Annotated in this window: 21 protein-coding genes and 3 pseudogenes; 13 read left to right on the plus strand and 11 right to left on the minus strand. The window is 42.3% G+C overall.

The annotated features are described in order from the left end of the window. The first annotated feature begins 151 nt into the window (after positions 1-151). The 5 genes and pseudogenes from gpmI (at position 152) to N8A86_RS03470 (ending at position 5,558) form a co-directional block, all read left to right on the plus strand. On the plus strand, positions 152-1,669 hold the full coding sequence (gene gpmI, locus N8A86_RS03450; protein WP_273567806.1) for a 2,3-bisphosphoglycerate-independent phosphoglycerate mutase: 1,518 nt from the start codon (positions 152-154) through the stop codon (positions 1,667-1,669). 134 nt (positions 1,670-1,803) lie between these two features. Next, the gene (locus N8A86_RS03455; RefSeq protein ID WP_273567807.1) at positions 1,804-3,543 is read left to right on the plus strand and encodes a hypothetical protein; all 1,740 of its coding nucleotides are present in this window, start codon (positions 1,804-1,806) and stop codon (positions 3,541-3,543) included. Next, positions 3,540-3,842, plus strand: a complete 303-nt coding sequence (locus N8A86_RS03460; RefSeq protein WP_273567808.1) for a T9SS type B sorting domain-containing protein — start codon at positions 3,540-3,542, stop codon at positions 3,840-3,842. Before N8A86_RS03455 ends, N8A86_RS03460 begins: the two co-directional genes overlap by 4 nt. Positions 3,843-3,966: 124 nt before the next feature. Beyond that, a pseudogene (gene map / locus N8A86_RS03465) lies at positions 3,967-4,775 on the plus strand (type I methionyl aminopeptidase). Positions 4,776-4,793: 18 nt separating this feature from the next. Next, complete coding sequence (locus tag N8A86_RS03470) at positions 4,794-5,558, plus strand: class I SAM-dependent methyltransferase (RefSeq protein WP_273567809.1); 765 nt, start codon at positions 4,794-4,796, stop codon at positions 5,556-5,558. Here N8A86_RS03470 and N8A86_RS03475 read toward each other — a convergent pair whose 3' ends face one another. The 8 genes from N8A86_RS03475 to N8A86_RS03510 form a co-directional block, all read right to left on the minus strand. Then, complete coding sequence (locus N8A86_RS03475) at positions 5,559-6,566, minus strand: FAD:protein FMN transferase (protein ID WP_273567810.1); 1,008 nt, start codon at positions 6,564-6,566, stop codon at positions 5,559-5,561. Beyond that, positions 6,559-6,927, minus strand: a complete 369-nt coding sequence (locus N8A86_RS03480; protein ID WP_273567811.1) for a Na(+)-translocating NADH-quinone reductase subunit F — start codon at positions 6,925-6,927, stop codon at positions 6,559-6,561. Before N8A86_RS03480 ends, N8A86_RS03475 begins: the two co-directional genes overlap by 8 nt. A gap of 67 nt (positions 6,928-6,994) precedes the next feature. Next, positions 6,995-8,302: an NADH:ubiquinone reductase (Na(+)-transporting) subunit F gene (nqrF, locus tag N8A86_RS03485; protein WP_273567812.1), complete on the minus strand. Its 1,308-nt coding sequence runs from the start codon at positions 8,300-8,302 to the stop codon at positions 6,995-6,997. A 2-nt stretch (positions 8,303-8,304) separates the two neighbouring features. Beyond that, positions 8,305-9,060 carry an NADH:ubiquinone reductase (Na(+)-transporting) subunit E gene (gene nqrE, locus N8A86_RS03490; protein WP_273567813.1) on the minus strand — a complete coding sequence of 252 codons (756 nt, stop codon included), beginning with the start codon at positions 9,058-9,060 and terminating at the stop codon, positions 8,305-8,307. Positions 9,061-9,082: 22 nt separating this feature from the next. After that, the gene (locus N8A86_RS03495) at positions 9,083-9,730 is read right to left on the minus strand and encodes an NADH:ubiquinone reductase (Na(+)-transporting) subunit D (protein ID WP_273567814.1); all 648 of its coding nucleotides are present in this window, start codon (positions 9,728-9,730) and stop codon (positions 9,083-9,085) included. A 2-nt stretch (positions 9,731-9,732) separates the two neighbouring features. After that, positions 9,733-10,482, minus strand: coding sequence for a Na(+)-translocating NADH-quinone reductase subunit C (locus N8A86_RS03500; protein ID WP_273567815.1), 750 nt, complete (start codon positions 10,480-10,482; stop codon positions 9,733-9,735). A gap of 2 nt (positions 10,483-10,484) precedes the next feature. Further along, positions 10,485-11,777: an NADH:ubiquinone reductase (Na(+)-transporting) subunit B gene (locus tag N8A86_RS03505; RefSeq protein WP_273567816.1), complete on the minus strand. Its 1,293-nt coding sequence runs from the start codon at positions 11,775-11,777 to the stop codon at positions 10,485-10,487. Position 11,778: 1 nt separating this feature from the next. Next, positions 11,779-13,131, minus strand: a complete 1,353-nt coding sequence (locus N8A86_RS03510) for a Na(+)-translocating NADH-quinone reductase subunit A (protein ID WP_273567817.1) — start codon at positions 13,129-13,131, stop codon at positions 11,779-11,781. 152 nt (positions 13,132-13,283) lie between these two features. Between N8A86_RS03510 and N8A86_RS03515 the strand changes: the two genes are divergently transcribed. The 6 genes and pseudogenes from N8A86_RS03515 (at position 13,284) to N8A86_RS03540 (ending at position 19,103) form a co-directional block, all read left to right on the plus strand. Beyond that, complete coding sequence (locus N8A86_RS03515; RefSeq protein ID WP_273567818.1) at positions 13,284-14,528, plus strand: type IX secretion system plug protein; 1,245 nt, start codon at positions 13,284-13,286, stop codon at positions 14,526-14,528. An 83-nt stretch (positions 14,529-14,611) separates the two neighbouring features. Further along, positions 14,612-15,733, plus strand: a complete 1,122-nt coding sequence (locus N8A86_RS03520; RefSeq protein WP_273567819.1) for a DUF3667 domain-containing protein — start codon at positions 14,612-14,614, stop codon at positions 15,731-15,733. 9 nt (positions 15,734-15,742) lie between these two features. Further along, on the plus strand, positions 15,743-16,129 hold the full coding sequence (gene apaG / locus N8A86_RS03525; protein WP_273567820.1) for a Co2+/Mg2+ efflux protein ApaG: 387 nt from the start codon (positions 15,743-15,745) through the stop codon (positions 16,127-16,129). A 107-nt stretch (positions 16,130-16,236) separates the two neighbouring features. Next, a pseudogene (gene pruA, locus N8A86_RS03530) lies at positions 16,237-17,863 on the plus strand (L-glutamate gamma-semialdehyde dehydrogenase). Between the two features lie 113 nt (positions 17,864-17,976). After that, complete coding sequence (locus N8A86_RS03535; protein ID WP_273567821.1) at positions 17,977-18,489, plus strand: DinB family protein; 513 nt, start codon at positions 17,977-17,979, stop codon at positions 18,487-18,489. Positions 18,490-18,710: 221 nt separating this feature from the next. Continuing rightward, positions 18,711-19,103 carry a hypothetical protein gene (locus N8A86_RS03540; RefSeq protein ID WP_273567822.1) on the plus strand — a complete coding sequence of 131 codons (393 nt, stop codon included), beginning with the start codon at positions 18,711-18,713 and terminating at the stop codon, positions 19,101-19,103. A 292-nt stretch (positions 19,104-19,395) separates the two neighbouring features. Here N8A86_RS03540 and rsmG read toward each other — a convergent pair. Then, positions 19,396-20,030: pseudogene (gene rsmG / locus N8A86_RS03545) on the minus strand (16S rRNA (guanine(527)-N(7))-methyltransferase RsmG). Positions 20,031-20,148: 118 nt separating this feature from the next. On the opposite strand from rsmG, the gene N8A86_RS03550 reads away from it, so the two are divergent. Together N8A86_RS03550 and N8A86_RS03555 are read left to right on the plus strand one after the other, a co-directional pair. Continuing rightward, entirely contained in the window at positions 20,149-21,249 is a 1,101-nt protein-coding gene (locus N8A86_RS03550; protein ID WP_273567823.1) for a fatty acid desaturase family protein, read from the plus strand. A gap of 16 nt (positions 21,250-21,265) precedes the next feature. Beyond that, entirely contained in the window at positions 21,266-22,456 is a 1,191-nt protein-coding gene (locus N8A86_RS03555; protein ID WP_273567824.1) for a pyridoxal phosphate-dependent aminotransferase, read from the plus strand. Positions 22,457-22,543: 87 nt separating this feature from the next. On the opposite strand, the gene N8A86_RS03560 is transcribed toward N8A86_RS03555, so the two are convergent. Continuing rightward, positions 22,544-24,034, minus strand: coding sequence for a TrkH family potassium uptake protein (locus tag N8A86_RS03560; protein ID WP_273569013.1), 1,491 nt, complete (start codon positions 24,032-24,034; stop codon positions 22,544-22,546). A gap of 1 nt (position 24,035) precedes the next feature. Further along, the gene (trkA, locus tag N8A86_RS03565; RefSeq protein ID WP_273567825.1) at positions 24,036-25,385 is read right to left on the minus strand and encodes a Trk system potassium transporter TrkA; all 1,350 of its coding nucleotides are present in this window, start codon (positions 25,383-25,385) and stop codon (positions 24,036-24,038) included. Positions 25,386-25,579 lie beyond the last annotated feature (194 nt).

Raw genomic sequence — 25,579 nt, forward strand, 5'->3', positions numbered from 1 at the left:
CATTAACAGTTAAATAACTAAAGTTTAACAGAATCGAGATGTCTTTCGTTATATAATTAACATTGTGTTATATACCGCAGAAAAATCAAGATTAAAATCTAGTCAAACTAGGTAAATCATCCTATTTTTGGTATTCCAAAAAATTTGTAGGATGAACAAAAAAATTATTTTGATGATTTTGGACGGTTGGGGAAAATCGCCTGACCCGAAAGTATCCGCCATTGATCAAGCGAATACACCTTTCATAGACTCCCTGTATAAGAAATATCCGAATGCCAACCTTTTGACCGATGGCATGAACGTGGGTCTTCCTGAAGGACAAATGGGCAATAGCGAAGTGGGCCATATGAATCTTGGTGCCGGTAGGATCGTATATCAAGATCTAGCAAAAATCAATCTGGCGGTTAAAGAAAATACCTTAAAAGACGAGGAAGTCTTAAAGGAAGCATTTTTATATGCCAAAAAAAATAACAAGGCCGTGCATTTTCTTGGCCTCTTGAGTGACGGTGGTGTACATAGTCATATCGAGCATCTAAAAGGACTTATTTCCGCCGGAGAAAATTTCGGACTCAAAAACATGTTCATCCATGCTTTTACCGATGGCCGCGACGTAGATCCCAAAAGCGGCAAAGGTTTTTTGATCGATCTCAACGCCTTCTGTTCGGATAAGCAGGCAAAGTTGGCCAGTGTCATCGGAAGGTACTACGCCATGGACCGTGACAAACGTTGGGAAAGGGTCAAATTGGCCTACGATCTTATGGTAAATGGTTTCGGCGAAAAATCCAAAGAGGTCTCCGCAACAATGCAAAAAAGTTATAATGAAGGGGTGACCGATGAATTCATTAAGCCTATTGTAATGACCGATTCCCAAGACAATCCAATCGCAAAGATCCAAGAGGATGATGTCGTCATTTTCTTCAACTTCAGAACCGATCGTGGCCGAGAATTGAGCCAAGTATTGAGCCAAGAAGATATGCATGAACTGAATATGCACAAATTAAAACTTTACTTCGTCACCCTCACGAACTACGATGATTCCTACACAGGGGTACATGTCGTTTATGATAAAGAGAATTTACGGGATACTTTGGGCGAGGTCTTGGAAAAAGCAGGCAAAAAACAGATTCGAATTGCCGAGACTGAAAAATACCCGCACGTCACCTTCTTTTTTAACGGAGGAAGGGAAAAACCATTTGATGGTGAAAAACGTCTTTTATGCCCGTCTCCAAAAGTAGCGACCTATGATCTTAAGCCAGAAATGAGTGCCTATGAAATTAGGGATGTCATCATTCCCGAATTGGACAAAAATGAAGTTGATTTCGTCTGCCTTAATTTTGCTAATCCTGATATGGTAGGGCATACCGGTGATATGAACGCCGCTATAAAGGCCTGTGAAGTAGTCGATAGTTGTGCTGAATCTGTCCTCACGGCGGCCTTGAAAAATGGATACTCGACCATCGTCATCGCGGATCACGGTAATTGTGATACGATGATCAATCCTGATGGTAGTCCGAATACGGCCCATACCACGAACCCGGTTCCATTGATTTTAGTGGATGAAGAAATTAAGGAAATTAAGGACGGTGTGTTAGGTGACATCGCCCCGACCATTTTACAATTGATGGGATTGAAACAACCTGAAAAAATGACCTGCACCTCACTAATTTAAATGATTTAAACTTTCTTGTACATTTTAACGGAAAATATAGTCCATACATCGGTATTTACTCGTAAATAAAAGTATTCCCTCTTATATTCATGGGAATTCCCCGGCAACTCTATTGAAAGATTCATTCTTAAGATATGCTATTAGGGGAACTTTATTTTAGACCTAGAAAGGGATACCTATATCTCCTCTTTTTTAGCTTTTTGGTGACCCTGAATGCCCAAGAATTAACAGGTGATTGGACAAGTAACGGTAGTAACAGAACTGCATCGGCTTGCGGCACAACCATTTCAACTGAAGTTTCCGATGAGCAAAATGGTGCGTTTGTCACCTTTGGTGCCGACCCCATTGATTGCAATATGCCGAACACGTACTCCAACAACACTGTTGTAGGCCAACCTGCACTGGCACCTTTTTTGGGGTATGGTACAACGAGTGGTAGTGCGGTCCTAACCTTTAATTTCAGTGAACCGGTCACCGACCCTATACTACATATAGATCGGTTGGGAGGAGGGTCTGATGTTGGATCAGGAGGCGCCGTTTTTTCAACCTCAGCCCTACTGACAATGATTACGCCAAATATTACATTACAACGTCTATCCGGAAATGGGCCTCATTTTGAAGTCAATACCAATGCAATTACTCGTACAACAGGTCAAGTACTTCCTCCTGGAATCAATACGGAATGTGGTGTCGAAACCGATGGAGTAGCTGCAGGGTCAATACAACTTATAGGTACTTTTGCGAGCGTTTCCTTCAGATTTGAAAGAAATGGTTCCGGAGGTGATGCCGATGCGATAGAAGTGGTTTGGGAATTGAACTGCGCTCCACCCCCACCGCCCCCTTCACTTGATTTTGACAATGATGGCATTCCAGATGTAGACGATCTTGACGACGACAATGACGGTATTCTCGATACGGTCGAACAAAATGGAATTCCCACCTTAGATACCGACAGTGATGGACTAATCGATGCTTTCGATCTCGATAGCGATAATGACGGTTGCGATGATGTCATAGAAGCCGGTTTCGAGGATCTGGATGGCAATGGTACCTTGGGCACGGCACCAGATGATGTAGATGCCAATGGGCTTATCATCAACGCCGTTGATGGCTATACGACGCCAAATGACCTTGATGCGAATTCAATTTTTGACTTTCAGGAGGTTTCTACTCCTGCGATACTTCAAAACCCCTTCGACGAAGTGCTTTGCGAAGATGAAAATGCGCAATTTCAGGTATTGGTTGTCAACTCAAATACTATTACCTGGGAAATAAGTACCGATAACGGTGCATCATGGAGTGACGTTCCCGATAATGGTTCTTATGATGGCATAAACACGGAAACGCTGAACATTCTGAACACCGAATTGGCCGACAATGGCAATTTATTCCGGATTAGAGTAGAGACCTTGGGATCGGTTTGCGACCCCGAAATTTACTCCGAACCTGCTGAACTAAGGGTATTACAAGCTGCAAATTCGGGGCAGGACACCGAACTTGAAGTGTGTGCCAATGACAGTCCGATTGATTTGTTGGAGCTATTGGGGGCAGGCGTTGATCCAGGAGGAACCTGGAGTCCAGTATTGAATTCGAACAATAATTTATTCGACCCATCATCGGATAGTGCAGGAACCCATACGTATACTGTTGGGTCCGGTGCTTGTCAATCAAGTTCTACCGTGGAAATCACAATTGGTGAAGGGCCGGTAATCGAGGCCGTTGATATTTTGGATGTAAACAACAATATTCAAGTGGTCATATCGGTATCCGAACCCAACACAACGGAGTACTCCATTGATGGCATTACTTTTCAGAACGAAAATACCTTTGAAAATCTAGGGGAGGTGAATATACCATATACGCAAGGTCTTTGAACGGATGCGGAACCGCGACCGAAATCATTGAAATTAACGGTATCGTTGACTACCCCAAGTTTTTCACTCCCAACCAAGACGGTGTAAACGATACCTGGCAAATTGAACAAATTAGAATACCCGATACGCGAACGTACATCTACGATCGCTACGGTAAATTATTAGCCGTGCTTATTGGAGAAGATGAACGTTGGGACGGTACCTACCGCAATCGACGAATGCCTTCTACCGATTATTGGTTTAAAGCGGTTTCGAACGAAGAAATTATTCTCAAAGGACATTTTTCGCTCAAACGTTAGTCATTCTGTCTAGATACTTCACATTATCATGAACTCATCAAACTTTTTAATCAGTGTTTGAATTGTTGAATTCAGATTGGTCAAAAAACCATAAAATTGTCGGATTGATTACCTTTGCAGGCTTATGGTAAAATTGAAGACACCTGAAGAAATAGAATTGATGCGCGAAAGCGCATTGGTCGTATCTAAAACCTTGGGGATGCTGGCCTCCGAAATAAAGCCGGGAGTGAATGCACTATACCTTGATAAGTTGGCCGAGGAATTTATTCGTGAACAAGGGGCGGAACCTGGTTTTCTGGGTATGTACGATTTTCCGAACACTTTGAATATAAGTCCCAATGCACAAGTGGTGCACGGTATTCCAAACAAAGAACCTTTGAAGGAAGGAGATATAATTTCTGTAGATTGCGGTTCTCTAAAAAATGGATTCTACGGGGACCATGCCTATACTTTTGAAGTGGGCGAAGTGGCCCCAGAAGTCAAAAAACTATTACAGGTGGCCAAAGAGTCGCTTTATCTCGGCATTCGACAATTCAGATTGGGTAACCGGGTAGGCGATGTTGCATTCGCAATTCAGAGTCATTGTGAAAGCCACGGTTATGGGGTTGTACGTGAGTTGGTCGGTCATGGTCTCGGAAAAAAACTGCACGAAAGTCCTGAAATGCCCAATTACGGAAAACGCGGTAGGGGGAAAAATTTGCCGAAGGTATGGTAGTCGCCATAGAACCCATGATCAATATGGGCACTAAAAACATAAAACAACTCAAAGACGGTTGGACCATTCTTACGGCCGACGGCAAGCCCAGTGCACATTTTGAACATAACGTGGCCATCGTCAACGGGAAACCTGAATTGCTTTCCACCTTTCAATATATTTACGATGCGCTCGGAATAAGCAGTAATGAGGAAGATGAATACCGGCAGAAAAAATAGAAGTGTGACCTCCGCAATATGAAAAAAGTCTTCAAGCATATCTTGAATACCATTCCCAGACCAATTTTAATTAAGCTTAGCTATTATGCACGCCCTATTTTGGCATGGTCGTACAGAGGTTCAAAGTTTACCGATCCCATTGATGAACGTTCATTTAAAAGTTTTCTTCCGTACGGTTATGAAAAGCCCCGTGAGAATGTACTTTCCCCCTCTACCTTATCGTTGGAGCGTCATCGATTACTTTGGCTGTATTTGAAAAACGAAACTGATTTTTTTTCCGATTCGCTCAAGGTATTGCATTTTGCACCTGAGCAGGCTTTCTATAAACGTTTCAGAAAATTAAAAAACCTTGATTATACCACAACGGACCTTAACTCTCCTTTGGCCGATATCAAGGCGGATATTTGTAACCTTCCTTTTGAGGACAATCGGTTTGACGTGATTTTATGCAATCATGTTTTGGAACATATTCCCGATGACACGGCTGCCATGAAAGAACTTTATAGGGTCTTAAAACCAGGTGGTTGGGGCATTTTTCAAATTCCCCAAGATCTAAAACGTGAGAGAACTTTTGAGGACAATTCCATTACCAATAAAAGAGAACGTGCCAAAATCTTTGGGCAATACGACCATGTACGCATCTATGGAAGGGATTATTTTGATAAACTTCGATCTATGGGGTTTGCCGTTAAAGAGGTGGATTATACGGCTATACTGCCTGCCGGGGAGGTCGAAAAATATCGATTGGCAAGAGGGGAAATTATACCCTTGGTTAGAAAGTAATTATTTCACCACCAACTCCTCAAACCCCTCGGTCATAAACTCTTGGGTATCTCCATGCTCATCGATATAGACGATATATCCGTCCAATTCTCTTTGTTGGCTCAAAAGTTTAAAAGACTCATCGAGATCCATGGCCATAAATGCGGTCGCAAAGGCATCGGCCTCTGCGCAGGTATTTGCCAAAACCGTGGCACTTAATGTGTTGCCGCTTTTGGTATATCCGGTTTTGGGGTCAACGGTATGCACATATCTTTTTCCCGTCTTTTCGTCGACCCTGAACTTTCTATAGTTTCCTGAAGAGGCCAATGCACGATTTTTTAAATAGATTGTTTTTTTCAACTCGCGCCGGGTTTCCATTTCAGGATCATCGATACCGACGACCCAAGGCTTCCCCTTATTTTGATTTTCACCCTTGGCTACCAGTTCTCCTCCTACCTCCAGCAGATAATTCCGTATGCCTTTGCCATCGAACATCTTGGCCAAACGATCTATGGCATAGCCTTTCGCCACGGCATTAAAATCAAAGTAAATATCAGGATGGCCTTTTTGAACCGTTCCCTTTTCAGAAATAGCCACTTTGTCAAACCCAACGAGATGTAACAGACTGTCTACGGCGGTACTATCCATTGCCATTTGCTCTTCTGGGCCAAAGCCCCAAGCATTGACCAAAACGCCCACTGTGGGATCAAAATAGCCGTTGGTCTTCTCGAAGACATTTTTGGACAGCATGAAAACCTCCTCGAACATTTCGTCGACCACAAGAGTAGAATCTCCCTTATTTATTTTGGAAATATCAGAATCGGAAATATAAGTCGACAAGGAACGGTTAACCGCTTGAAAAACTGAATCTATCTCTATTTGATAGTCTACCTCATCTTCCGCGAAATAGATAAGGCTATACGAAGTACCCAGGGCGGCACCTGTGCTACGATTCTCTACGAGTTCTCCACTTGTCGAGGCGCATGAAATAAAAAGCGAAATCCCCAAAATATAACATATCCTATTCATCCTCTATTTCAATAAGTCCATCATATTCCACTATATATTCCTCGTTTAAATAGACTGGCAACGCTCGGTCAGAAGCATTTGAAAGTCCGACTCCGGCGTAATACATCAGTGCCTCATGTTTCTGGGCATGGTCTTTCATCTTGGCCATTAAAACCTTGTCATACACTTTCGGATTTTCGGGATAAGCTACACTTCGAACCACAATAAAATGAAGCATTTTCTCTTTCAAGCAAACAAATTGAGGGTTTTTCTTCAGCTTGCTATTCACGCCCATAAAATCATATCCTTCGGCTTCCAGTTGTCTACCGACAATATTCATTGCCAGATTATGAAGTTCCTGTTCTGTTAACGGTTTTCCCATAAAAAGAACCTAAAAAAACCTGACAGGTTTTAAAACTTGTCAGGTTAAATTTTTCTTGATTATAACTTTATCCTCCAAAGTCGTCAAAGCGGATATGCTCATCAGGGATACCAAAATCTTCTCCCATCTTCTGTACCGCCTTGTTCATCAACGGTGGTCCGCAGAAATAAAGTTCAATATCTTCAGGAGATTCATGATGGTTCAGGTAGTTGTCGATAACACAGTTATGGATAAACCCTACGAAGCCATCTCCCGGTGCATCAATATCTTCCTTGACCTTCCAGTTGTCCTCTTCCATAGGTTCAGACAAGGCCATATAAAATTTAAAGTTGGGAAAGTCATTCTCAAGTTGTTTGAAGTGATCGATATAGAACAGTTCACGTTTTGAACGCCCACCATACCAATACGTAACCTTGCGATTCGTCTTTAAGGTTTTGAACAGATGATATAGATGTGAACGCATAGGTGCCATTCCCGCACCTCCACCAACGTAAAGCATTTCAGAATCTGACTCATTGATGAAGAATTCACCATAAGGACCTGAAATGGTCACATCGTCTCCAGGTTTTAGAGCAAAAATATAAGAGGAGGCAACTCCCGGGTTGACATCCATCCATCCATTTTTCGAACGATCCCACGGTGGAGTCGCAATACGTACGTTCAACATGATTTCCCTTCCTTCAGCAGGATAGGACGCCATGGAATAGGCACGTTCGACCGTTTCAGGATTTTTCATCACCAAAGGCCATAGGTTGAACTTGTCCCATTCAGCTTGAAATTTATCAGGAGTTTCATGTTCTTCAGGATGCGCCGTAATATCGATATCGGAATATTTTATTTCACATTCGGGGATTTCGATTTGAATATATCCTCCTGCCTTATATCCCATATCTTCGGGAATCTCAACCACAAACTCTTTGATAAACGAAGCGACATTATAGTTACGCACTACCTTTGCAGGCCACTTCTTGATTCCGAAAACTTCTTCAGGAATGGTAATTTCCATGTCTTGCTTTACCTTGACCTGACAGGCCAATCGGGCCCCATGATTTAACTCCCTTTTCGAGAAATGGGGCGTTTCTGTGGGTAGTGCTTCACCACCACCTGAAAGCACGTGACATTCACACTGAATGCAGGTACCACCTCCGCCACAGGCGGATGGCAAGAATACTTTTTGATTTCCCAAAGTAGATAACAAAGAGTTACCCGAGGCTACTTCAATTTTCTTTTCCCCATTGATGGTGATGGTTACTGGACCAGAAGGAGATAATTTTTCCTTGGTGAACAACAACAGCGCTATCAATAACAATAAAAGTGTTAAGAAGGCTATTACGGTAATTAGTATGGTTCCACCCGTACTTGTAGCTAAGATCATATTCATTCTTTTATCGCGTCGTTATATGAGATCTCTTTTTCGTCAATTTCTTCATCGACCTTGTCGGCAACTTTTTCGTCAGTTTCTTTCTGTTCGATAATCTTGGCAGAAGTGGTCTCCTCCGCTGGTGCATCATCACCACCCGTCAACATGCCACCAAAGCTCTGAAAGCCTATTCCCATCAATCCTGTGATAATGAAGGTAATTCCCAATCCACGTAGCGGGGGAGGAACATTCGAATATCTTATTTTCTCACGAATGGCGGCAATTGCCAAAATTGCCAAAAACCATCCAATTCCTGAGCTAACTCCATAATTGAAAGCCAAGCCTAGAGTTTCAATTTCTCTGGCCTGCATAAAAAGCGAGCCTCCTAAAATAGCACAGTTCACCGCTATCAAAGGGAGAAAAATACCCAATGAGTTATATAGTGATGGTGAAAACTTCTCAACTACAATTTCAACTAACTGTACCATAGTAGCGATAGTCGCAATGAATAGGATGAACGATAAAAAGCTCAAATTGTAGTCCGCATATTCGGGTCCCAGCCAGGCCAGGGCGCCATCTTGTAATAAGTATTTGTCGAGCAACCAGTTCAATGGTACGGTAACGGCAAGTACGAAGATAACGGCGGCCCCTAAACCTACCGCGGTTGCCACTTTTTTCGACACGGCCAAATAAGAGCACATTCCCAAGAATACGGCAAATACCATATTGTCAATGAAAATGGATTTAAAAAATAATTCTATATGTTCCAACATACCGTCAGGCTTAAATTTTTTATTAGTTCTCTTCTACCAATGCAGGATTTCTAGAGCGCTGTACCCAGATAATTATCCCAACAACAATTAGCGCTGCAGGTGGAATGATCATAAATCCGTTATTTTCATATCCTGTAGCATAGAGTCCGGTTTTTGCAATGGGGTCTCCCAAAACCGGAATTCCAAATAATGTTCCTGAGCCAAGCAATTCCCTAAAGAATCCAACGATAATCAATATCACTCCGTAACCAAGCGCATTTCCGATGCCGTCAAGGAACGAACGCCAAGGACCGTTGGCCAAGGCAAATGCCTCAAAGCGACCCATAATGATGCAGTTGGTAATGATCAGTCCGACAAATACGGCCAATGTTTTACTTAGTTCGTACTGATAGGCCTTCAATACCTGATCCACAATAATGACCAATGCGGCGACAACAATCAACTGTACGATGATCCGTATTTTGGATGGAATGATATTACGCATCAGCGAAATCACGACATTACCCAGCCCGAGGACAAAAACGACCGCAAGTGCCATAACCAAAGAAGCTTTCAATTCAGCTGTAATCGCGAGGGCGGAACATATACCCAGTACCTGTATCGTAATCGGGTTGTTATCCGCCAAGGGATCCAGAATAAGACTGGTATCTTTTTTTGAGAGTAATGCCATATTTACTGTGTTCTAATGGTTTCTAAATAAGGTTTATATAGATTGACGGTCTCTTTAATCATCGCCGACACACCATTACCGGTAATTGTCGCGCCGGCCAAAGCATCGACTTCGTTGTCATCCTTCACTTTGTTTAGAGGGTCGTTGTTGCCCTTGGCTACTTTGATACCCGCATATTGTGTACCCTTTAAAATGGTTTCTCCTGAAAAATCATCCATAAAGTAGCGCATTTTAATGTTGGCACCCAATCCGGGGGTTTCCGCTTTATGGTCAAAATATACACCTTGAACGGTCATGGTCTCGTCTACTGACACAAAGCCCCAAATAGCGTCCCAAAGGCCTTTGCCGTACATGGGCATAATGTAAAATTTCTTTCCGTCCTTTTCCCCTACAAATAGCGGCAGTTGGTAGTCTTGACCTTTCTTTTTAGCAGCCAATTGTTTTTTCAAATCAATCAGGTACGACTCTTCCTTTGGAACGGCCTTACCATTGTCAATAACCAATTGTTCCTTGATATATTTTGAAAATTCACTCTCTACTTTATCCGTTGGGATAAAATCAACACTACCCTCACCTTCGTTATTATTGACGCCCATCGCGTAAAGAATATTCTGCTGTTTTTCGAACCTTTCATTTTCTTGAATCTGTGGGCGAAGCCCAGATGCCAAAAAGGCTAAAATAGAACCAACGACCACTACCATAATAGCGGCGAACACGACGGTGTAAACGTTTTTATCTGTATCGATTGCCATAATTAAACGGTTTCTGCTTTAAGTTCTTTTGCTTCTTGATCCGAATCTTTCGGAAGTAAAGTTGCATTCTTCAAACGCTTCATTCTTCTTTTTACGTTGCCGCGGATTACATAATGGTCAATGGTCGGTGCGAATACATTCATTAGAAGAATGGCCAAAAATACCCCTTCAGGATACGCCGGATTGAACACGCGTATCATAACTGACATAAAACCGATTAAGAAGCCATAGATCCATTTTCCACGATTGGTCTGCGCACCGGTCACGGGGTCTGTCGCCATGTACACGATACCGAATGCCAAACCGCCTACAAGCAAATGTTTCCAAAAATCAAAACTCATCAGGCCATAAAAGCTACTGCTTTCGCCAATCCAGCCCCATTCAACGACCTGGTTGAAGAACAGCCCCATCACCAAAGAGCCCAGCACGGCACTTACCATAATTCGCCAACTGGCGATTTTACTAAAGATTAAAAAGAGTCCGCCCAACAAAATCAAGAAGGTCGGGGTCTCACCTACCGACCCGGGAATAAAACCCCAAAAGGCGTCCCACATCGAATAGGACATTTCCGCACCCTTATTTTGTGCTAAAAAGCCTAAAACTGTTTCTCCCGAAATCGCATCGACATTGGCTCCGTCGGCAATTTCTTGTGCACGTTCTACGGCGCCATGTACCCAAACCTTATCACCGCTCATCCAAGTCGGATAGGCAAAGAAAAGAAAGGCGCGAATGGTCAAGGCAGGGTTTAGGATATTCATTCCTGTACCGCCAAATACTTCTTTGCCAATAACCACACCGAATACAACGGCAACAGCCAACATCCAAAGTGGTGTGTCGATAGGAACGATCAATGGCACCAACATACCAGTGACCAGATATCCTTCCTCAACTTCATGGCCCTTAATCACTGCGAAAATAAATTCCACCAAAAGCCCTATTCCATAGGAAACAACAACGAGCGGAAGAACTTTTACAATTCCAATCCAAAAATTGTCCCATGTCAAGAAATGCTCCATCACGGAGAAGTCTTGCGGAAAACCGTTGATCGCGGAATAATGTTGATAGCCTGCATTGAACATTGAGAACAATAGTACGGGCACCAAGGCCATAATGACGGTATTCATGGTACGCTTCAAGTCATCTGCGGCACGAACGTGTGATCCATTGTGCGTAGTCTCATCGGGCGTAAACAAAAAAGTATGGAGCGCATTGAATGCGGGCGCCATTTTCTTGCCGCGATAATGATGCTTGATAATGTGCAGTCTTTTCTTAAAAGTCAATCTTTTGTCGCTCATATTATCCTATTTCTTTTTGCAAGAGATCAAGGCCCTCGCGAATAATCTGCTGATGTGGCTGTTTTGAGACACAAACGAATTCCGTTAGTGAAAAATCCTCGGGAGCTACTTCATAAAGCCCCAACTGCTCCATTTCGTCCAAGTCTTTGACCATACAAGCCTTCAAAAGCTGCATCGGGTAAATATCCATGGGGAATACCTTTTCGTACATTCCGGTTACCACAAATGCCCTGTGTTCGCCATTGGTATTGGTCGTCAGGTCATATTTTTTATTGGGTTGCAGCCATGAAAAAGTTAAGGCTCTAGTAGCGGAAATTTTGTTGAAAATGGGTTTGTTCCATCCGAAGAACTCATAGTCGTCCCCTTCGGGAATACAGGTTACCGTATTGTTGTAGTATCCGAGATGGCCATCTTGTTTTGATTTAAGACCGGTAAGCACATCCCCATTGATAACCCGGAAATTTTCTCCGTTTACGCCACTGGCATACAAAAAGGTCGAAATTTCGGTTCCTATTTTCGTCGTATAATATTTAGGTTGTTTTACCGATGATCCGGCCAGAGCGACGATTCGCTCGGCATTGAACGTACCGGTCAACAAAAATTCGCCTATGATCACTAAATCTTGCGCACTGACCGTCCAGACCAATTCTCCTTTATTGATGGGGTCTATTTTATTGATGTGGGTTCCGACCAACCCCGCAGGATGTGGCCCTGCAACTTTGTGCAATTCTATTCCGTTCAGGCCGGTCAATGGCGATTTCGCCGATTTCCCCACCGAAACATGTACCTTACCGGGAGTCATCTTCCCTAAGGCTGAAATTGCGGCTTGCAGCTCTTTTTCCTTTCCTTGGAGCACATAATCCAAATCGGCGGATAAAGGTGCTGTGTTGTATCCTGAAATAAAAATAGCTTTCGGGGTCGTATCGGGGTCGGCTATTATATCGTAGGGACGTTGTTTAATGAATGGCCAACATCCTCCTTTTAGCAAATATTCCTTTACCTGATGGGCCGATGCCTTTTCAAGATCGAGCTTGGAATGCTCCAAGGTGTCCTGTGTTTTATCGGCTAGTATTTTTAGGGTCAAAATACGTCTTCTGGCACCTCTTTCGATTTCAATAAGCTCACCGCTGACCGGTGAAACGAATAACATGTCCTCACGATTTTTATTATAAAAAAGTGCTTCGCCTGCTTTGATTTCTACACCTTCCTTGACCAACATTTTTGGAGTTATTCCGTGGAAATCGCTAAGATGTATTGCGTAAACATTGCTTAAAACGGCTTTTGAAGTAGTCTGCTCTGCGGCACCGACAAGATTGATGTTCAAGCCCTTTTTAATCCGGATGTCTTTAGACATATTATTGTAGACCTTAGGTTATCAAAATTTGGAGCAAAAATAGTACTTAAACGATAGTTTTCATAATTATTGCCCATAAATTTGGGTAGTATAACGATGTTAATTTGTTCGGTATGCTTTTTGTTTACCTTTGCCTAAAAAATAGCGGTTTTATGCGCCAAAATCTTCAACAGATCTTCTTTCTACTATTGATGCCCTCTCTTTTTGCACAAGTTCAAGAAGAGGTAAATGCACCCGAGAATATCAAGTCGATCATCTTTCGCGGACCAACGGAAGACCAGTTCCCCGTCGTGCAGATCGGAGAGTCCATTTATTTGGAATTCGATGATATTTTGGCCAATGAGCAAGATTATTATTACAAAATAGTGCACTGCGACTATGACTGGACGCCTTCGTCCCTATTGAAATCACAATATCTAAGCGGTGTCGACAATCAAAGGATCATCGACTACGGAAATAGCTATAACACCCTTCAACCTTATTCCAACTACCGACTGACCATTCCCAACGACAATGTTACGTTACGTGTATCAGGAAATTATCTTATCGAAATTTACAATGACAGCTATGAGCTTCAATTTTCACGGAGATTTGTCGTGTATACCGATGCGGTTCGTGTCGGGGGCACCGTTAAGCGTTCGCGTGATTTTAATTTTCTCAATGAGAAGCAAGTAGTCCAATTCAGCATAAACGCCGCGAATTTTCAAGTGGTCAACCCAAAGAAAGAGGTCAAGGTAGCCATCTTGCAAAACCACTATTGGCCCACGGCCATTTTTGACGTGCCGCCACAGTTCACGTTAGGGGAAGAACTGGTCTACAAATATGATCAGGAAACCAGTTTTTTCGGAGGAAATGAATACTTCAATTTCGACACAAAGGACCTTCGTGCCCCAACCGCGGCCATTTCACATATAGAATTGCGTGATATCTATAATCATTTTCTGTTTTCAGACCGATATCGCTTTGGTGAACCTTACACTTATTTTCCGGACATCAATGGTGACTTCGTCGTTCGAACGCTACAGGGGGAGGATATCTCAAGGGAAGCAGAATATACCAACGTACATTTTAGTCTCCCATATGACGACCGACTAGGTCTCGATGAGGTTTTTGTTTTTGGTAAGTTCAATAATTACGTTCTTACCAATGTAAACCGAATGACCTATAACGAAGACAACGGTATGATGGAAGCCACCATAAAAATGAAACAAGGTTTTTATAACTATAAATATGTGGTAAAACGGGAAAATGGCGATATCGAACTTAATACCGTGGGAGGCAACTTCCATTTTACCGAGAACAACTATCTTATCTTGGTCTATTATCGCAATTTTGGAGACCTTTACGACAGTATTATAGGCGTAGGTTCAGCAAACTCCAGGAATATTAGTAATTAGGCCTCCCCGAATTCTACTCATGGAGGAGGAAACGAATTAGATTACCATTTGGAGCATTTTTATTTCGTATTATTGAAATACAAATGACAAACAAACCGACCATACCATCAGCCGGGCGCTATAAACTTCAATATCGGGGTACCGAATGCACGAACTGCGGCCATCCATTGGATATGAGCGACAAATTCTGCCCGAACTGTTCACAGGCCAATAGCACTAAAAAATTATCCCTAAAAGACTTTTTCGACGAATTTTTTTCGTCAATCATTTCCTACGACTCGAAATTGTTCAATACGCTCTCGGTGATGTTGTGGCGGCCCGGAAAAATAACCCGAGATTACATCAACGGCAAGCGGGTCTCTTATACCAATCCGTTCCGGTTTTTATTAAGTTTGACCATTATTTACTTTTTAATGATGACCGTTGGCGGGGATTTTTCAGGCCTCGACCGAATCAATCTGGACGGCAATGAACTAAACGATATAAAGGTCAAGGAAGGAATTTTAGATATAACGGTAAAAGATGAAGACGCCGATGTCCAAGCCATACTGGATTCCGTTCCCGACCTGGGATTCATCGCAAATGCAATCGCCCGAAAGGACTCGATTATGCTGGCCGACCCAAACGCACATTATGACAGCATTGCCCAAGAAGGTTTTCTAACACGTTTCTTTGAAAAAAGAGAACTTTTCGGCCTCTTATTGGACAAGGAAAAAATTGTAGGGTATACAGATCTGAAACCCAAATACAAGATTCCCGATTCGCGCGAAAACCAGGCCTCCTTCAATGTAGCGCGAAGCTTTTCTAGGGTGAAAAAGGAACCCAGCGCCTTTATAACCTCATCGATTTCAAGGCTGCCCTTTGCCATATTCTTCTTTTTGCCGCTCTTCGCGCTCTTCATTTGGCTGGCGTACATCAGAAAAAAATACAATTATACCGATCATCTGGTCTTTAGCTTTCACAATACCTCATTGTTGTTTATCTTGCTCATTATTAGCTATTTGATAGATTCAATTTTTGACATCGACAGTAGTTGGTTCTTTCTTTTAGTGTTTTTGATTTATCTGTTTATAGGCATGAAAAGATTCTATGGACAGGGCATATTCAAAACAAGTATTAAATACGTGTTTTTGAATATGATTTTTTTTATATTGGCAATGTTTTCAATGTTGATTTTTTTCGCAGGAAACATTTTTACTTTTTAGACCAAAACTATGATTACACAAGTAACCAAAGGCATAAAGATTTCGGTGCAGACCAGTTTTGAAGGTACTTTCTTCAAAAACTACAAAATGCATTTTGCGTTCGGGTACACGATTACCATCGAGAACCAAAGCAAAGACTCCGTGCAGTTGACTTCACGCCATTGGGACATCTATGATGCCCTTAACGAAATGGAGACCTTAGATGGCGAAGGTGTTATTGGAAAGAAGCCAGTAATCAAACCCGGTGAATCACATACGTATAATTCAGGCTGTCTTTTGGCTTCTCCTATCGGTGCGATGAAAGGCTATTATAACATGGTCAATTTTAGTTCTACCGAAAAGTTCAGGGTCTACATTCCTACCTTTAAGTTTAGTGCGCCTTTTGCGCTTAACTAAAAACTAACATGACCCTTCAGAGGGAATTTTCGTATTTCTAAATTCGTACTTCTACCTTCCATTGATTACCTTTGCGGTCTAATTTTTAACTTCAAAGTTTACGACTCATGGGAAAAGGTTTTTTTCAAGTTCCAACGGCATATAACGAACCTATAAAAAGTTATGCTCCAGGCTCTTCGGAGCGCGACGAAGTACTCAAACAATACAAATCATACTTTAAGGGCAAAGTAGATGTTCCGCTTTACATCGGAAGCGAGGAAATCAAAACAGGAAACATCAAACCGATGTCGCCTCCGCATGATCATAAACACATTGTCGGCACCTATCATTTGGCCGAAAAAAACATGTCACCAAGGCCATCAAAAATTGTTTGGATTCTAGAGATGCCTGGGCTAATCTCACTTGGGAGCAACGTGCCGCTATTTTCTTAAAAGCCGCGGAATTGATAGCAGGTCCATATCGCGCTAAAATCAATGCGGCGACCATGATCGCCCAATCGAAGAATATACATCAGGCAGAAATCGATGCCGCTTGTGAATTGATTGATTTTCTTCGGTTCAATGTGGAATACATGTCACAGATCTATGAGGAACAACCCGATTCTGCAGAAGGCATTTGGAACCGGGTAGAATATCGTCCGTTGGAGGGATTCGTCTATGCGATTACTCCATTCAATTTTACGGCCATTGCCGGTAACCTTCCCGCTAGTGCCGCCATGATGGGGAACGTCGTACTTTGGAAACCTAGCGATAGTCAGATATTCTCCGCAAAGGTCATAGTGGATGTTTTTAAGGAAGCTGGATTACCCGATGGTGTTATCAATGTGGTTTATGGAGATCCCGTTATGATTACCAAAACGATATTGGACAGTCCTGATTTTGCCGGAATCCATTTTACGGGCTCCACCCACGTCTTTAAAGAACTCTGGAAACAGATCGGCAATAACATTCACAATTATAAGACCTATCCGAGAATCGTAGGCGAGACTGGTGGAAAAGATTTTATCGTTGCGCATCCTTCTGCAAAACCGGAACAAGTGGCTACAGCAATTACCCGTGGAGCTTTTGAATTTCAAGGTCAAAAATGTAGTGCCGCGTCGCGTGTATATTTACCAAAGTCAACTTCCAAAGAAATTTTGGACCTGGTCAAAAAAGATATCAATTCGTTCAAAAAACCTGGATCCCCAGAAGACATGTCAAACTTCATTACGGCGGTCATCCACGAAGGGTCTTTCGATAAATTGGCAAAATATATCGATCAGGCCGAAAAAGATAAAAATGCCGAAATTATTGCGGGCGGGAAATATGATAAAAGAAAGGGATATTTTATTGAACCCACCGTTATTTTGACCACTGACCCACATTACACGACCATGGAAACAGAACTTTTCGGCCCCGTGGTAACTGTCTATGTTTATGAGGACAAAGATTGGTCAAAAACCCTGAAATTGGTTGATTCGACCTCTGAATATGCGCTGACCGGCGCCGTGCTTTCGCAAGATCGCTATGCCATCGATGAAGCGACCAAAGTATTACAGAATTGTGCGGGTAACTTTTACATCAATGACAAACCTACCGGTGCCGTTGTCGGGCAACAGCCTTTTGGTGGTGCCAGGGCATCGGGAACCAATGATAAGGCGGGCTCTGCGCAGAATCTGTTGCGATGGGTTTCCCTAGATTGATCAAGGAAACTTTTGTCACGCCCGAAAATTACAGGTATCCTTTTTTGGGATGAAAACCTGTTAAAAGCTATTGAAAGTTGAGAATATTATATTGATTTTCATTACATTACAAATTCTATTATAATCCTTATTGAAAGGACAACACAATCAATTAAAACAAGTGAAAATGAAAAAACTAGCAGTAGCATTCGCATTCGTGGTCTCTTTTGCCACCTATGCACAAGACAATTTAACGCAATCCACCATTCAGGGTGTATTGGCAGGCAATCAAGGGCAAGTAGTACAGTTGGCCGAAGCTTTTTCGGAGGAACAATATGATTGGCGCCCAATGGAAGGCGTAAATTCCGTTCGTGAAGCACTTTTACACGTTGCTGGTGCAAACTATTATTTGGCATCGAAAATGGGCTTTCCACCACCCGAAGATGTAGATGTTATGGGGCTGGGCAAGATAACCGGTAAAGAGAACGTCATTGCCGTCTTAAAGCAATCGAACGCATTCGTACTTGAAAAAGTCGCTATGGTCAAAAGCGAGCAATTTAACGAAGAAGTGGATTTCGGTTTTGCCAAAATGAACAAACTCGGAGGTCTTTTGGCCGTCATGGAGCACAATGGCGAGCATAAAGGGCAATTGATCGCCTATGCAAGATCCAATGGTGTCGTACCGCCTTGGAGCAAATAAGAACGAATTTAAAATTTCATTTTGAAACCTCCGATGCCATATCATTCGGAGGTTTTTTTATGGATTATGATACCGATTCAAAAATTCAATTTTGGCTCTGGGAAACTTGGCCCCGAAATGGTAACCATCCGTATAGTGCCCATCGTTTAGAAAACTAAATTTATGAATATCTTTGTACCACGAATAAACGGAACCAAAATTCCGGGAAAGTCCCTAAAGAAATGATGCTAAAACAATCATTCTTTAAAAGAATAATTCTACTGATACTGGCTTCGCTAGCCATATACGCATGTTCCGACAATGACGATGGACAGAACACCATCTGCGGCGTTACAGACCCTACCGAGGAACTGAAATGGTTAAAGACAGAAATTACGTTACGAAAACGTGACGTTTCAGAAAATGCAAAGTACTATTATATTTCCCAAGCTGAGCTTGACGGAAAAACGGTTTTTCTATACCTCGATTGTGATTCAAAAGCGAATACCGCCCCATCAGTATATGATTGCGAAGGAATGCTCTTAGGGGCAATCGGAAAAGAATTTACCCTCGAAGAATTCACAAATCACAGCGACATCTTCGTTCCGTTGAATTTTGAATGTCAATCGGAATAGGGCCCGTTAACACTAAGCCTAATCAATCCCTTTTACCACTGTTTTTTAGGTAATTATCAAAAATATGATACTGTTTACCACAATTTTAATGTAAATTTAACGTTAAGTAATTGTAAATTATTCGTAACTTCAAGAAAAGTAAACGCTAAAAAGACAGAAAAAATGAAGGCCAATACCTTTACCACTACACAAAAAAACAGTTCAACAGGGCTAATCAAAAGAGTACGGAACTATGTACTGGCCTATGCAAAAAAATGTCGCAATTCATATTTGCATATGTTGAGTATCTAGCTCAACCCTTAAATTTCATTGGCAGGTAGACTACTTTTTTGGTTTCAAAAAAATCCTCTTTGAAACAATCCGAAAGCTCGAAAACCTGTACCGTCTTATATTCGGCCAATTCTTCTTGTAAATCACCCCCTTTCAAATATAAAATTCCGTTTCGCCGTTCGTGAACGGATTCTTTTTTTACTCGCCCTTTTATCCATCGTACGAAAGTCGGCATAGCCGCTACCGCCCTACTGACCACGAAATCGTATTGGTCGTGCATGTCTTCTACGCGGGCATGAACGGCAGTAACATTGGTCAATTCAAGTCCATCGATCACTTCTTGAACTACTTTAATTTTCTTTCTGATGGCATCCACTAATGTAAACTGCGTATCAGGAAAGAGAATTGCCAACGGAATTCCTGGGAACCCCCTCCGGTTCCTACATCCAAGACCGAGCTTCCGGGTTTGAAATGCTGAATTTTTGCGATTCCCAAAGAGTGTAATACATGGCGTAGATAAAGTTCGTCGATGTCCTTTCTTGATACTACATTGATTTTTTGGTTCCAATCTTTGTAAAGCTCTTCCAACTGTAAAAATTGGCTTTTTTGAAGCTCGGATAAATTGGGAAAATATTGGAATATTAATTCGGCTTTCATGCGTATATTTGTTATTTACAAAAATAGTATATTCATCCCTCGTAAGAACTTCCATTTAGGGAGATATTCGAACCAAACGGCGCATTTTCGCCATTATCATAATCAAAGATTTCATCCTATGGACCAAAACACCATTCGATTTTCAAGAAAAGATTCGGCTAAATTTTTTAAGACCCTAAACCAAAGGGTCAACGACTACTTCAAAGAAAACAAGCTTAAGAAAACGGGCAATTGGCGATTGCATTTGAAGACTATCGTGATGTTCGCTTTATTTCTGACACCCTATTTTCTTATTCTGACCTTGGGGCTTCCCAATTGGGCCAATCTTTTGTTGACCATTGTCATGGGCGTGGGCATGGCCGGTGTGGGCATGAACGTGATGCACGATGGCAATCACGGATCATATTCCAATAAAAAGTGGATCAATAAGATTATGGGTGGAAGTATTTACATTCTTGCCGGTAATGTATACAACTGGCAGGTACAGCACAATGTACTGCACCATACGTACACCAATATCCATGAGCATGACGAGGATATGGAAGCGGGCCGCATCTTGCGTTTTTCGAAACATACTGAATGGAAGAAACATCATAAATTTCAGCATTTCTATTCCATTTTACTATACGGTCTTTTGACTTTCAATTGGGCTATTACGACCGACTTTCAACAAATGTACCGCTATATGAAGCGCAAGTTGTCCTATGGAAAACTGCCCAATCCCGTTATCAACTGGAGTACCTTGGTCATTACCAAAATATTGTACATCACTATTTGGATCGTCCTGCCTTTGATTTTTTTAGACATCGCTTGGTGGAAAGTGTTATTAGGCTTTTTTGTTATGCACTACGTGGCAGGGGTCATCTTGAGCGTTGTCTTTCAATTGGCACATATTGTAGACGAAGCGGAAACTCCCCTTCCCGATGAGACGGGCACCATGAAAAATACTTGGGCGATACACCAATTATTTACCACCGTAAACTTTGGCACCAAAAACAAAATTGTCAATTGGTTTACAGGAGGCTTGAACCATCAGGTAGAGCATCATATTTTCCCTAATATTAGCCATGTACATTACACAAAAATCTCAAAAATTGTGAAACAAACGGCCAAGGAATTTAATTTGCCGTACAACGAATATAAAACTACTAGAAAAGCTATAATTTCGCATTTCAAACATCTACGCGAATTGGGCAAACAGCCAAGTTTGCAGTACTAGTAATTTTAGATTCAAAATGAGCAACCAATTATCGGATAGAATCAATAGTGTAACCCCTTCCGCCACTCTAGAAATGGCCGCCAAGGCCCGCAAACTAAGAGCTTCTGGAAAAGACATCATCGGATTGAGCCTCGGAGAACCCGATTTTGACATTCCCGATTATATCAAAGATGCGGCAATTCAAGCCGTAAACGACGGATACAATTCCTACACCCCGGTCGACGGTTATGTCGAACTTAAAGATGCCATCATCACGAAGTTCAAAAGGGACAATAATCTTACTTACGACCGTACACAAATTGTCGTTTCTACCGGAGCGAAACAATCCCTTTACAATGTTGCGCAAGTCGTATTGAACAAAGGCGATGAAGTAATTCTACCCTGCCCTTATTGGGTTAGTTATTCCGATATCGTAAAGCTGGCCGATGGAGTTCCGGTGGAAGTTCCAACAAGTCTTGAAAACGATTTTAAAATGACCGCCGAGCAGTTGGAGGCGGCCATTACTCCAAAAACGAAAATGCTGTGGTATAGCTCCCCATGCAACCCAAGTGGTTCAATTTACAGCAAGGACGAGCTTCGCGCTTTGGCCAATGTGCTGCAAAAACATCCGCAGATCGTAGTGGTCAGTGATGAAATCTATGAGCACATTAACTATGGTGTCACCCCACATGCCTCTATGGCGGAATTTGAAGATATGTACGACCGAACCGTTACCGTAAACGGAGTAGCAAAAGCCTTCGCCATGACCGGATGGCGTATCGGTTACATCGGAGCTCCTGCTTACATCGCAAGAGCCTGCAACAAATTACAAGGCCAAGTGACCAGTGGGGCCAATTGTATCGCGCAACGTGCCGTAATTACTGCTTTGATAGAATCTCCCGAACGCATTCATTATATGGTGGATGAATTCAAAGAGCGAAGAAAAATCATTTTGGGATTATTGAACGATATCGAAGGGTTCAAATGTAATGAGCCGGAAGGTGCCTTCTATGTTTACCCCGATGTCACCGCTTATTTCGGGAAGACCTTTAACGGAACAAAAATCAATAATGCTTCAGATTTCGCCATGTATCTTCTGGAAGCCGCCAATGTTGCCACAGTAACCGGGGATGCCTTCGGTAACGGCAATTGTATTCGTATTTCGTATGCCGCTTCAGAGAAGGAGATTCGAGAGGCCATTTCTAGAATTAGGACCGCTTTAAGTTAAGATATTATTCGCGCTTATAATGAACCCTACTGATTTTGTAGTGCGATTTTTATTTTTAAGCACCCCTACTACATATCTATACGAGCGTTACGTCCTTTTCCAAAAATAAGGCGTTAATAAAATCAATACGGTAAAAAGCTCCAACCTACCAGCGAGCATTAAAAATCCACACCACCATTTTCCCAAGGCCGGCAGTCCATTAAAATTGCTCAAGGGGTTCAGGCTACCGAATGCAGGGCCTACATTCCCTAAAGAAGAAGCGGCACCACCAATCGCCGTGGTAAAATCGAGTCCTAATGCGCCAAGCACCAAGGCCCCCGTAATAAAAAGAAGCATATACAAAATCAAGAAGCCTATGATATTGTAAACGATATGTTCTTGAACTGTCTTGTTGTTATACCGCACCGGTATAATAGCGTTCGGATGCAAGGTTCGTTTGAATTCCAATACCCCATTTTTGATAATCAGAACGTGGCGCATCACTTTAATACCCCCTGCGGTCGAACCGGCCGAGCCTCCTAAAAACATAAGACCAAAAAAGAAAATGGTTAAAAAGGGTGTCCAGCTTGTAAAGTCGGCAGTAACAAAACCTGTGGTCGTAATTACGGCAATTACCTGAAATAGGGCATGTCTAAATGAACTTTCACCATCACCCAGAACTTTTGGGTGATATTCTGTAACGGGCACCTCGGCCTTGAAATAGATTACCAAAGCTGCAACCACCGCAAAAAATAAGATAAAACCGGTATAATATCTGAACTCTTCATCTTTCAGTACGCGTTGCACTTTGCCTTTGAACGCAAAATAACTTAGTACAAAGTTCGAGCCTGCCAAGAACATAAAAAGGATTACGATGTATTGTATCAGCGGTTGGTCGTTCCAGTAGGCCAAGCTCAAATTCTTGGTGGAGAAACCTCCAGTGGATAATGTTGCCAAAGAATGATTGATTGCATCGAAAAAAGACATTCCTGCCAGTTTTAGCAATAGTGTTTCGGCTGCTGTGTACCCCACATAAATAAGCCAAAGACGTTTAGCGGTGTCGGTAATTCGCGGATGTAGCTTATCCGCACTCGGACCGGGTGCCTCCGCGGCAAAAAGTTGCATTCCCCCAATACCCAATAACGGTAAAATGGCGATGGCTAAAACGATAATACCCATACCCCCGATCCAATGGGTCAGGCTGCGCCAAAAGAGAATGCCTTCGGGCAAGGCTTCGATATCGTCGAGAATAGATGCTCCAGTGGTTGTATAGCCTGACACGGTTTCGAAAAAAGCATTGGTAACGGTAGGGATAGCTCCTGAAAAGAGGTACGGCAACATTCCTGAAATCGACATAACAATCCAACCGAAGGTGACGATGATATATCCTTCCTTTCGTTTGACCTCTTTTTTATGTCCCCGAGTAAAATACATGGCCGAAACGCCGATAAAAAGAGTGGTAATGGCCGCACTGGTGATATCCAAGGTTGCACCATCGGAATAGATGCCACTGACCAAAGCGGCCAATAACATAAAGCCTCCGTTGCATAGCAACAGTAATCCCATCAAATGAAATATAATTCTTGAGTTCAGCCCCATATTATAGAAATAATCGCTCAATGACCGGTATTACTTCGGGCAAACAGCAGACCACTACCCGATCACCAGCTTTGATCTCAAAACCACCAAGGGCAATAATCCCTTCACCATTGCGCACTACCCCACCAATAGTCGCAGCCTTTGGAAAATCAAGCTCACGGATGACATTACCTGTTACCCTTGAATCGGGTTTCACTATAAATTCAAGGATTTCGGCATTTAGATTATTCAAACGCATCAAAGCCACAACCTCACCTTTACGAATATGTCTAAAAATATGATTGGCCGCCAAAAGCTTTTTATTGATCAACGAATCGATACCGATGGAATGCGACAGTTGAAAATAATCCATGTTTTCGACCAATGCAATAGTCTTTCGAATGTGCTTCGATTTCGCCACTAAGCATGACATGATATTAGTTTCGGAGTTTCCGGTCACGGCGATAAATGCATCCATCGACTCAAGGCTTTCTTCCTCGAGCAACTCGACATTTCTACCATCCCCGTTGATGACCAAGGCGTTCGGAAGTTCATCTGCCAGATCAAATGCTTTTTCCTTATCCTTCTCTATAAGTTTCACATTAAAATGTTTGGCACAAAGATCGCGGGCCGCCTTAGATCCGACCTTGCTTCCTCCTAAAATCATTACATTTTTGATCTCGAGTTTTTTCTTGCCCGTCAGCTTATAAAGTTCATCTACACCTTCTTTCACGGTTATGAAATAGACCTTGTCGCCTTCTTTAAAAATGGTATCTCCACGAGGTATTACGGTATATTGGGTACCCAATCGCTGAAGCGCGATGGGCATAAAATGTAGCTCAGGAAAAATCTTGGCTGCTTCTTTGACCATTTTTCCCACAAAGGGAGCGGTTTTCTCCAAAGAAACCCCGATCATGATCAACTTGCCTTCTTCGAATTCGTAGGTATCGTTAAAAGCTGATTTATTGAGCAACAATTGAATCTCGGTCGCCGCCAATTCTTCTGGTGAAATAAGTTCATCTATGCCAAGTTCGGAGAACTTGATAGCATCCTTATTTTCAATGAATTCAGTATTCGAGATTCTGGCAATGGTACGCTTACTGCCCAACTGCTTCGCAAGCATGCACAACGTAATGTTAGTAGTCTCTGAAGAGGTAACCCCGATTACAAGATCCGAGGTCTGAACCTTGGCATCTGTCATCACCTCTATCGAAGTGGCATCGCCACGCAATACTCTAATGTCGAGATGGCTATCGGCATAGGCCAAGCTTTCCTTTTTGGTGTCGATCAAGGTAATGTCCTGTGATTCGTAGGAAAGTAATTTAGCCAAATGGAAGCCGACCTCACCTGCGCCGGCAATAATAATTTTCATCTAAAACTGATCTTGTGTTTTTCGTTCCAGGAATAAAACCCTGCTCGATAATTTGAAAGAAAAGCCAACATGGCATAAAAAAGCTTGGGTAATGCCCATTGTGCAAACTATTTGCATCTATCGCAATGCGAAATTAAACAAATAATTCCGCTTGCCATTTAAATTCATTACCTAAAAAACTCCAAGAGCCATTC

Source organism: Maribacter halichondriae (genome assembly GCF_027474825.1).
In the GTDB taxonomy this organism is placed as follows: Bacteria; Bacteroidota; Bacteroidia; order Flavobacteriales; family Flavobacteriaceae; genus Meishania; species Meishania halichondriae.

Bases quoted from the DNA above. Each gene is read 5' to 3' on its own strand.
- gpmI (WP_273567806.1), top strand. From the start codon at position 152: ATGAACAAAAAAATTATTTTGATGATTTTGGACGGTTGGGGAAAATCG.
- N8A86_RS03455 (WP_273567807.1), top strand. From the start codon at position 1,804: ATGCTATTAGGGGAACTTTATTTTAGACCTAGAAAGGGATACCTATAT.
- N8A86_RS03470 (WP_273567809.1), top strand. From the start codon at position 4,794: ATGAAAAAAGTCTTCAAGCATATCTTGAATACCATTCCCAGACCAATT.
- N8A86_RS03475 (WP_273567810.1), bottom strand. From the start codon at position 6,566: ATGAATAGGATATGTTATATTTTGGGGATTTCGCTTTTTATTTCATGC.
- N8A86_RS03480 (WP_273567811.1), bottom strand. From the start codon at position 6,927: ATGGGAAAACCGTTAACAGAACAGGAACTTCATAATCTGGCAATGAAT.
- nqrF (WP_273567812.1), bottom strand. From the start codon at position 8,302: ATGATCTTAGCTACAAGTACGGGTGGAACCATACTAATTACCGTAATA.
- nqrE (WP_273567813.1), bottom strand. From the start codon at position 9,060: ATGTTGGAACATATAGAATTATTTTTTAAATCCATTTTCATTGACAAT.
- N8A86_RS03495 (WP_273567814.1), bottom strand. From the start codon at position 9,730: ATGGCATTACTCTCAAAAAAAGATACCAGTCTTATTCTGGATCCCTTG.
- N8A86_RS03500 (WP_273567815.1), bottom strand. From the start codon at position 10,482: ATGGCAATCGATACAGATAAAAACGTTTACACCGTCGTGTTCGCCGCT.
- N8A86_RS03505 (WP_273567816.1), bottom strand. From the start codon at position 11,777: ATGAGCGACAAAAGATTGACTTTTAAGAAAAGACTGCACATTATCAAG.
- N8A86_RS03510 (WP_273567817.1), bottom strand. From the start codon at position 13,131: ATGTCTAAAGACATCCGGATTAAAAAGGGCTTGAACATCAATCTTGTC.
- N8A86_RS03515 (WP_273567818.1), top strand. From the start codon at position 13,284: ATGCGCCAAAATCTTCAACAGATCTTCTTTCTACTATTGATGCCCTCT.
- N8A86_RS03520 (WP_273567819.1), top strand. From the start codon at position 14,612: ATGACAAACAAACCGACCATACCATCAGCCGGGCGCTATAAACTTCAA.
- apaG (WP_273567820.1), top strand. From the start codon at position 15,743: ATGATTACACAAGTAACCAAAGGCATAAAGATTTCGGTGCAGACCAGT.
- N8A86_RS03535 (WP_273567821.1), top strand. From the start codon at position 17,977: ATGAAAAAACTAGCAGTAGCATTCGCATTCGTGGTCTCTTTTGCCACC.
- N8A86_RS03540 (WP_273567822.1), top strand. From the start codon at position 18,711: ATGATGCTAAAACAATCATTCTTTAAAAGAATAATTCTACTGATACTG.
- N8A86_RS03550 (WP_273567823.1), top strand. From the start codon at position 20,149: ATGGACCAAAACACCATTCGATTTTCAAGAAAAGATTCGGCTAAATTT.
- N8A86_RS03555 (WP_273567824.1), top strand. From the start codon at position 21,266: ATGAGCAACCAATTATCGGATAGAATCAATAGTGTAACCCCTTCCGCC.
- N8A86_RS03560 (WP_273569013.1), bottom strand. From the start codon at position 24,034: ATGGGGCTGAACTCAAGAATTATATTTCATTTGATGGGATTACTGTTG.
- trkA (WP_273567825.1), bottom strand. From the start codon at position 25,385: ATGAAAATTATTATTGCCGGCGCAGGTGAGGTCGGCTTCCATTTGGCT.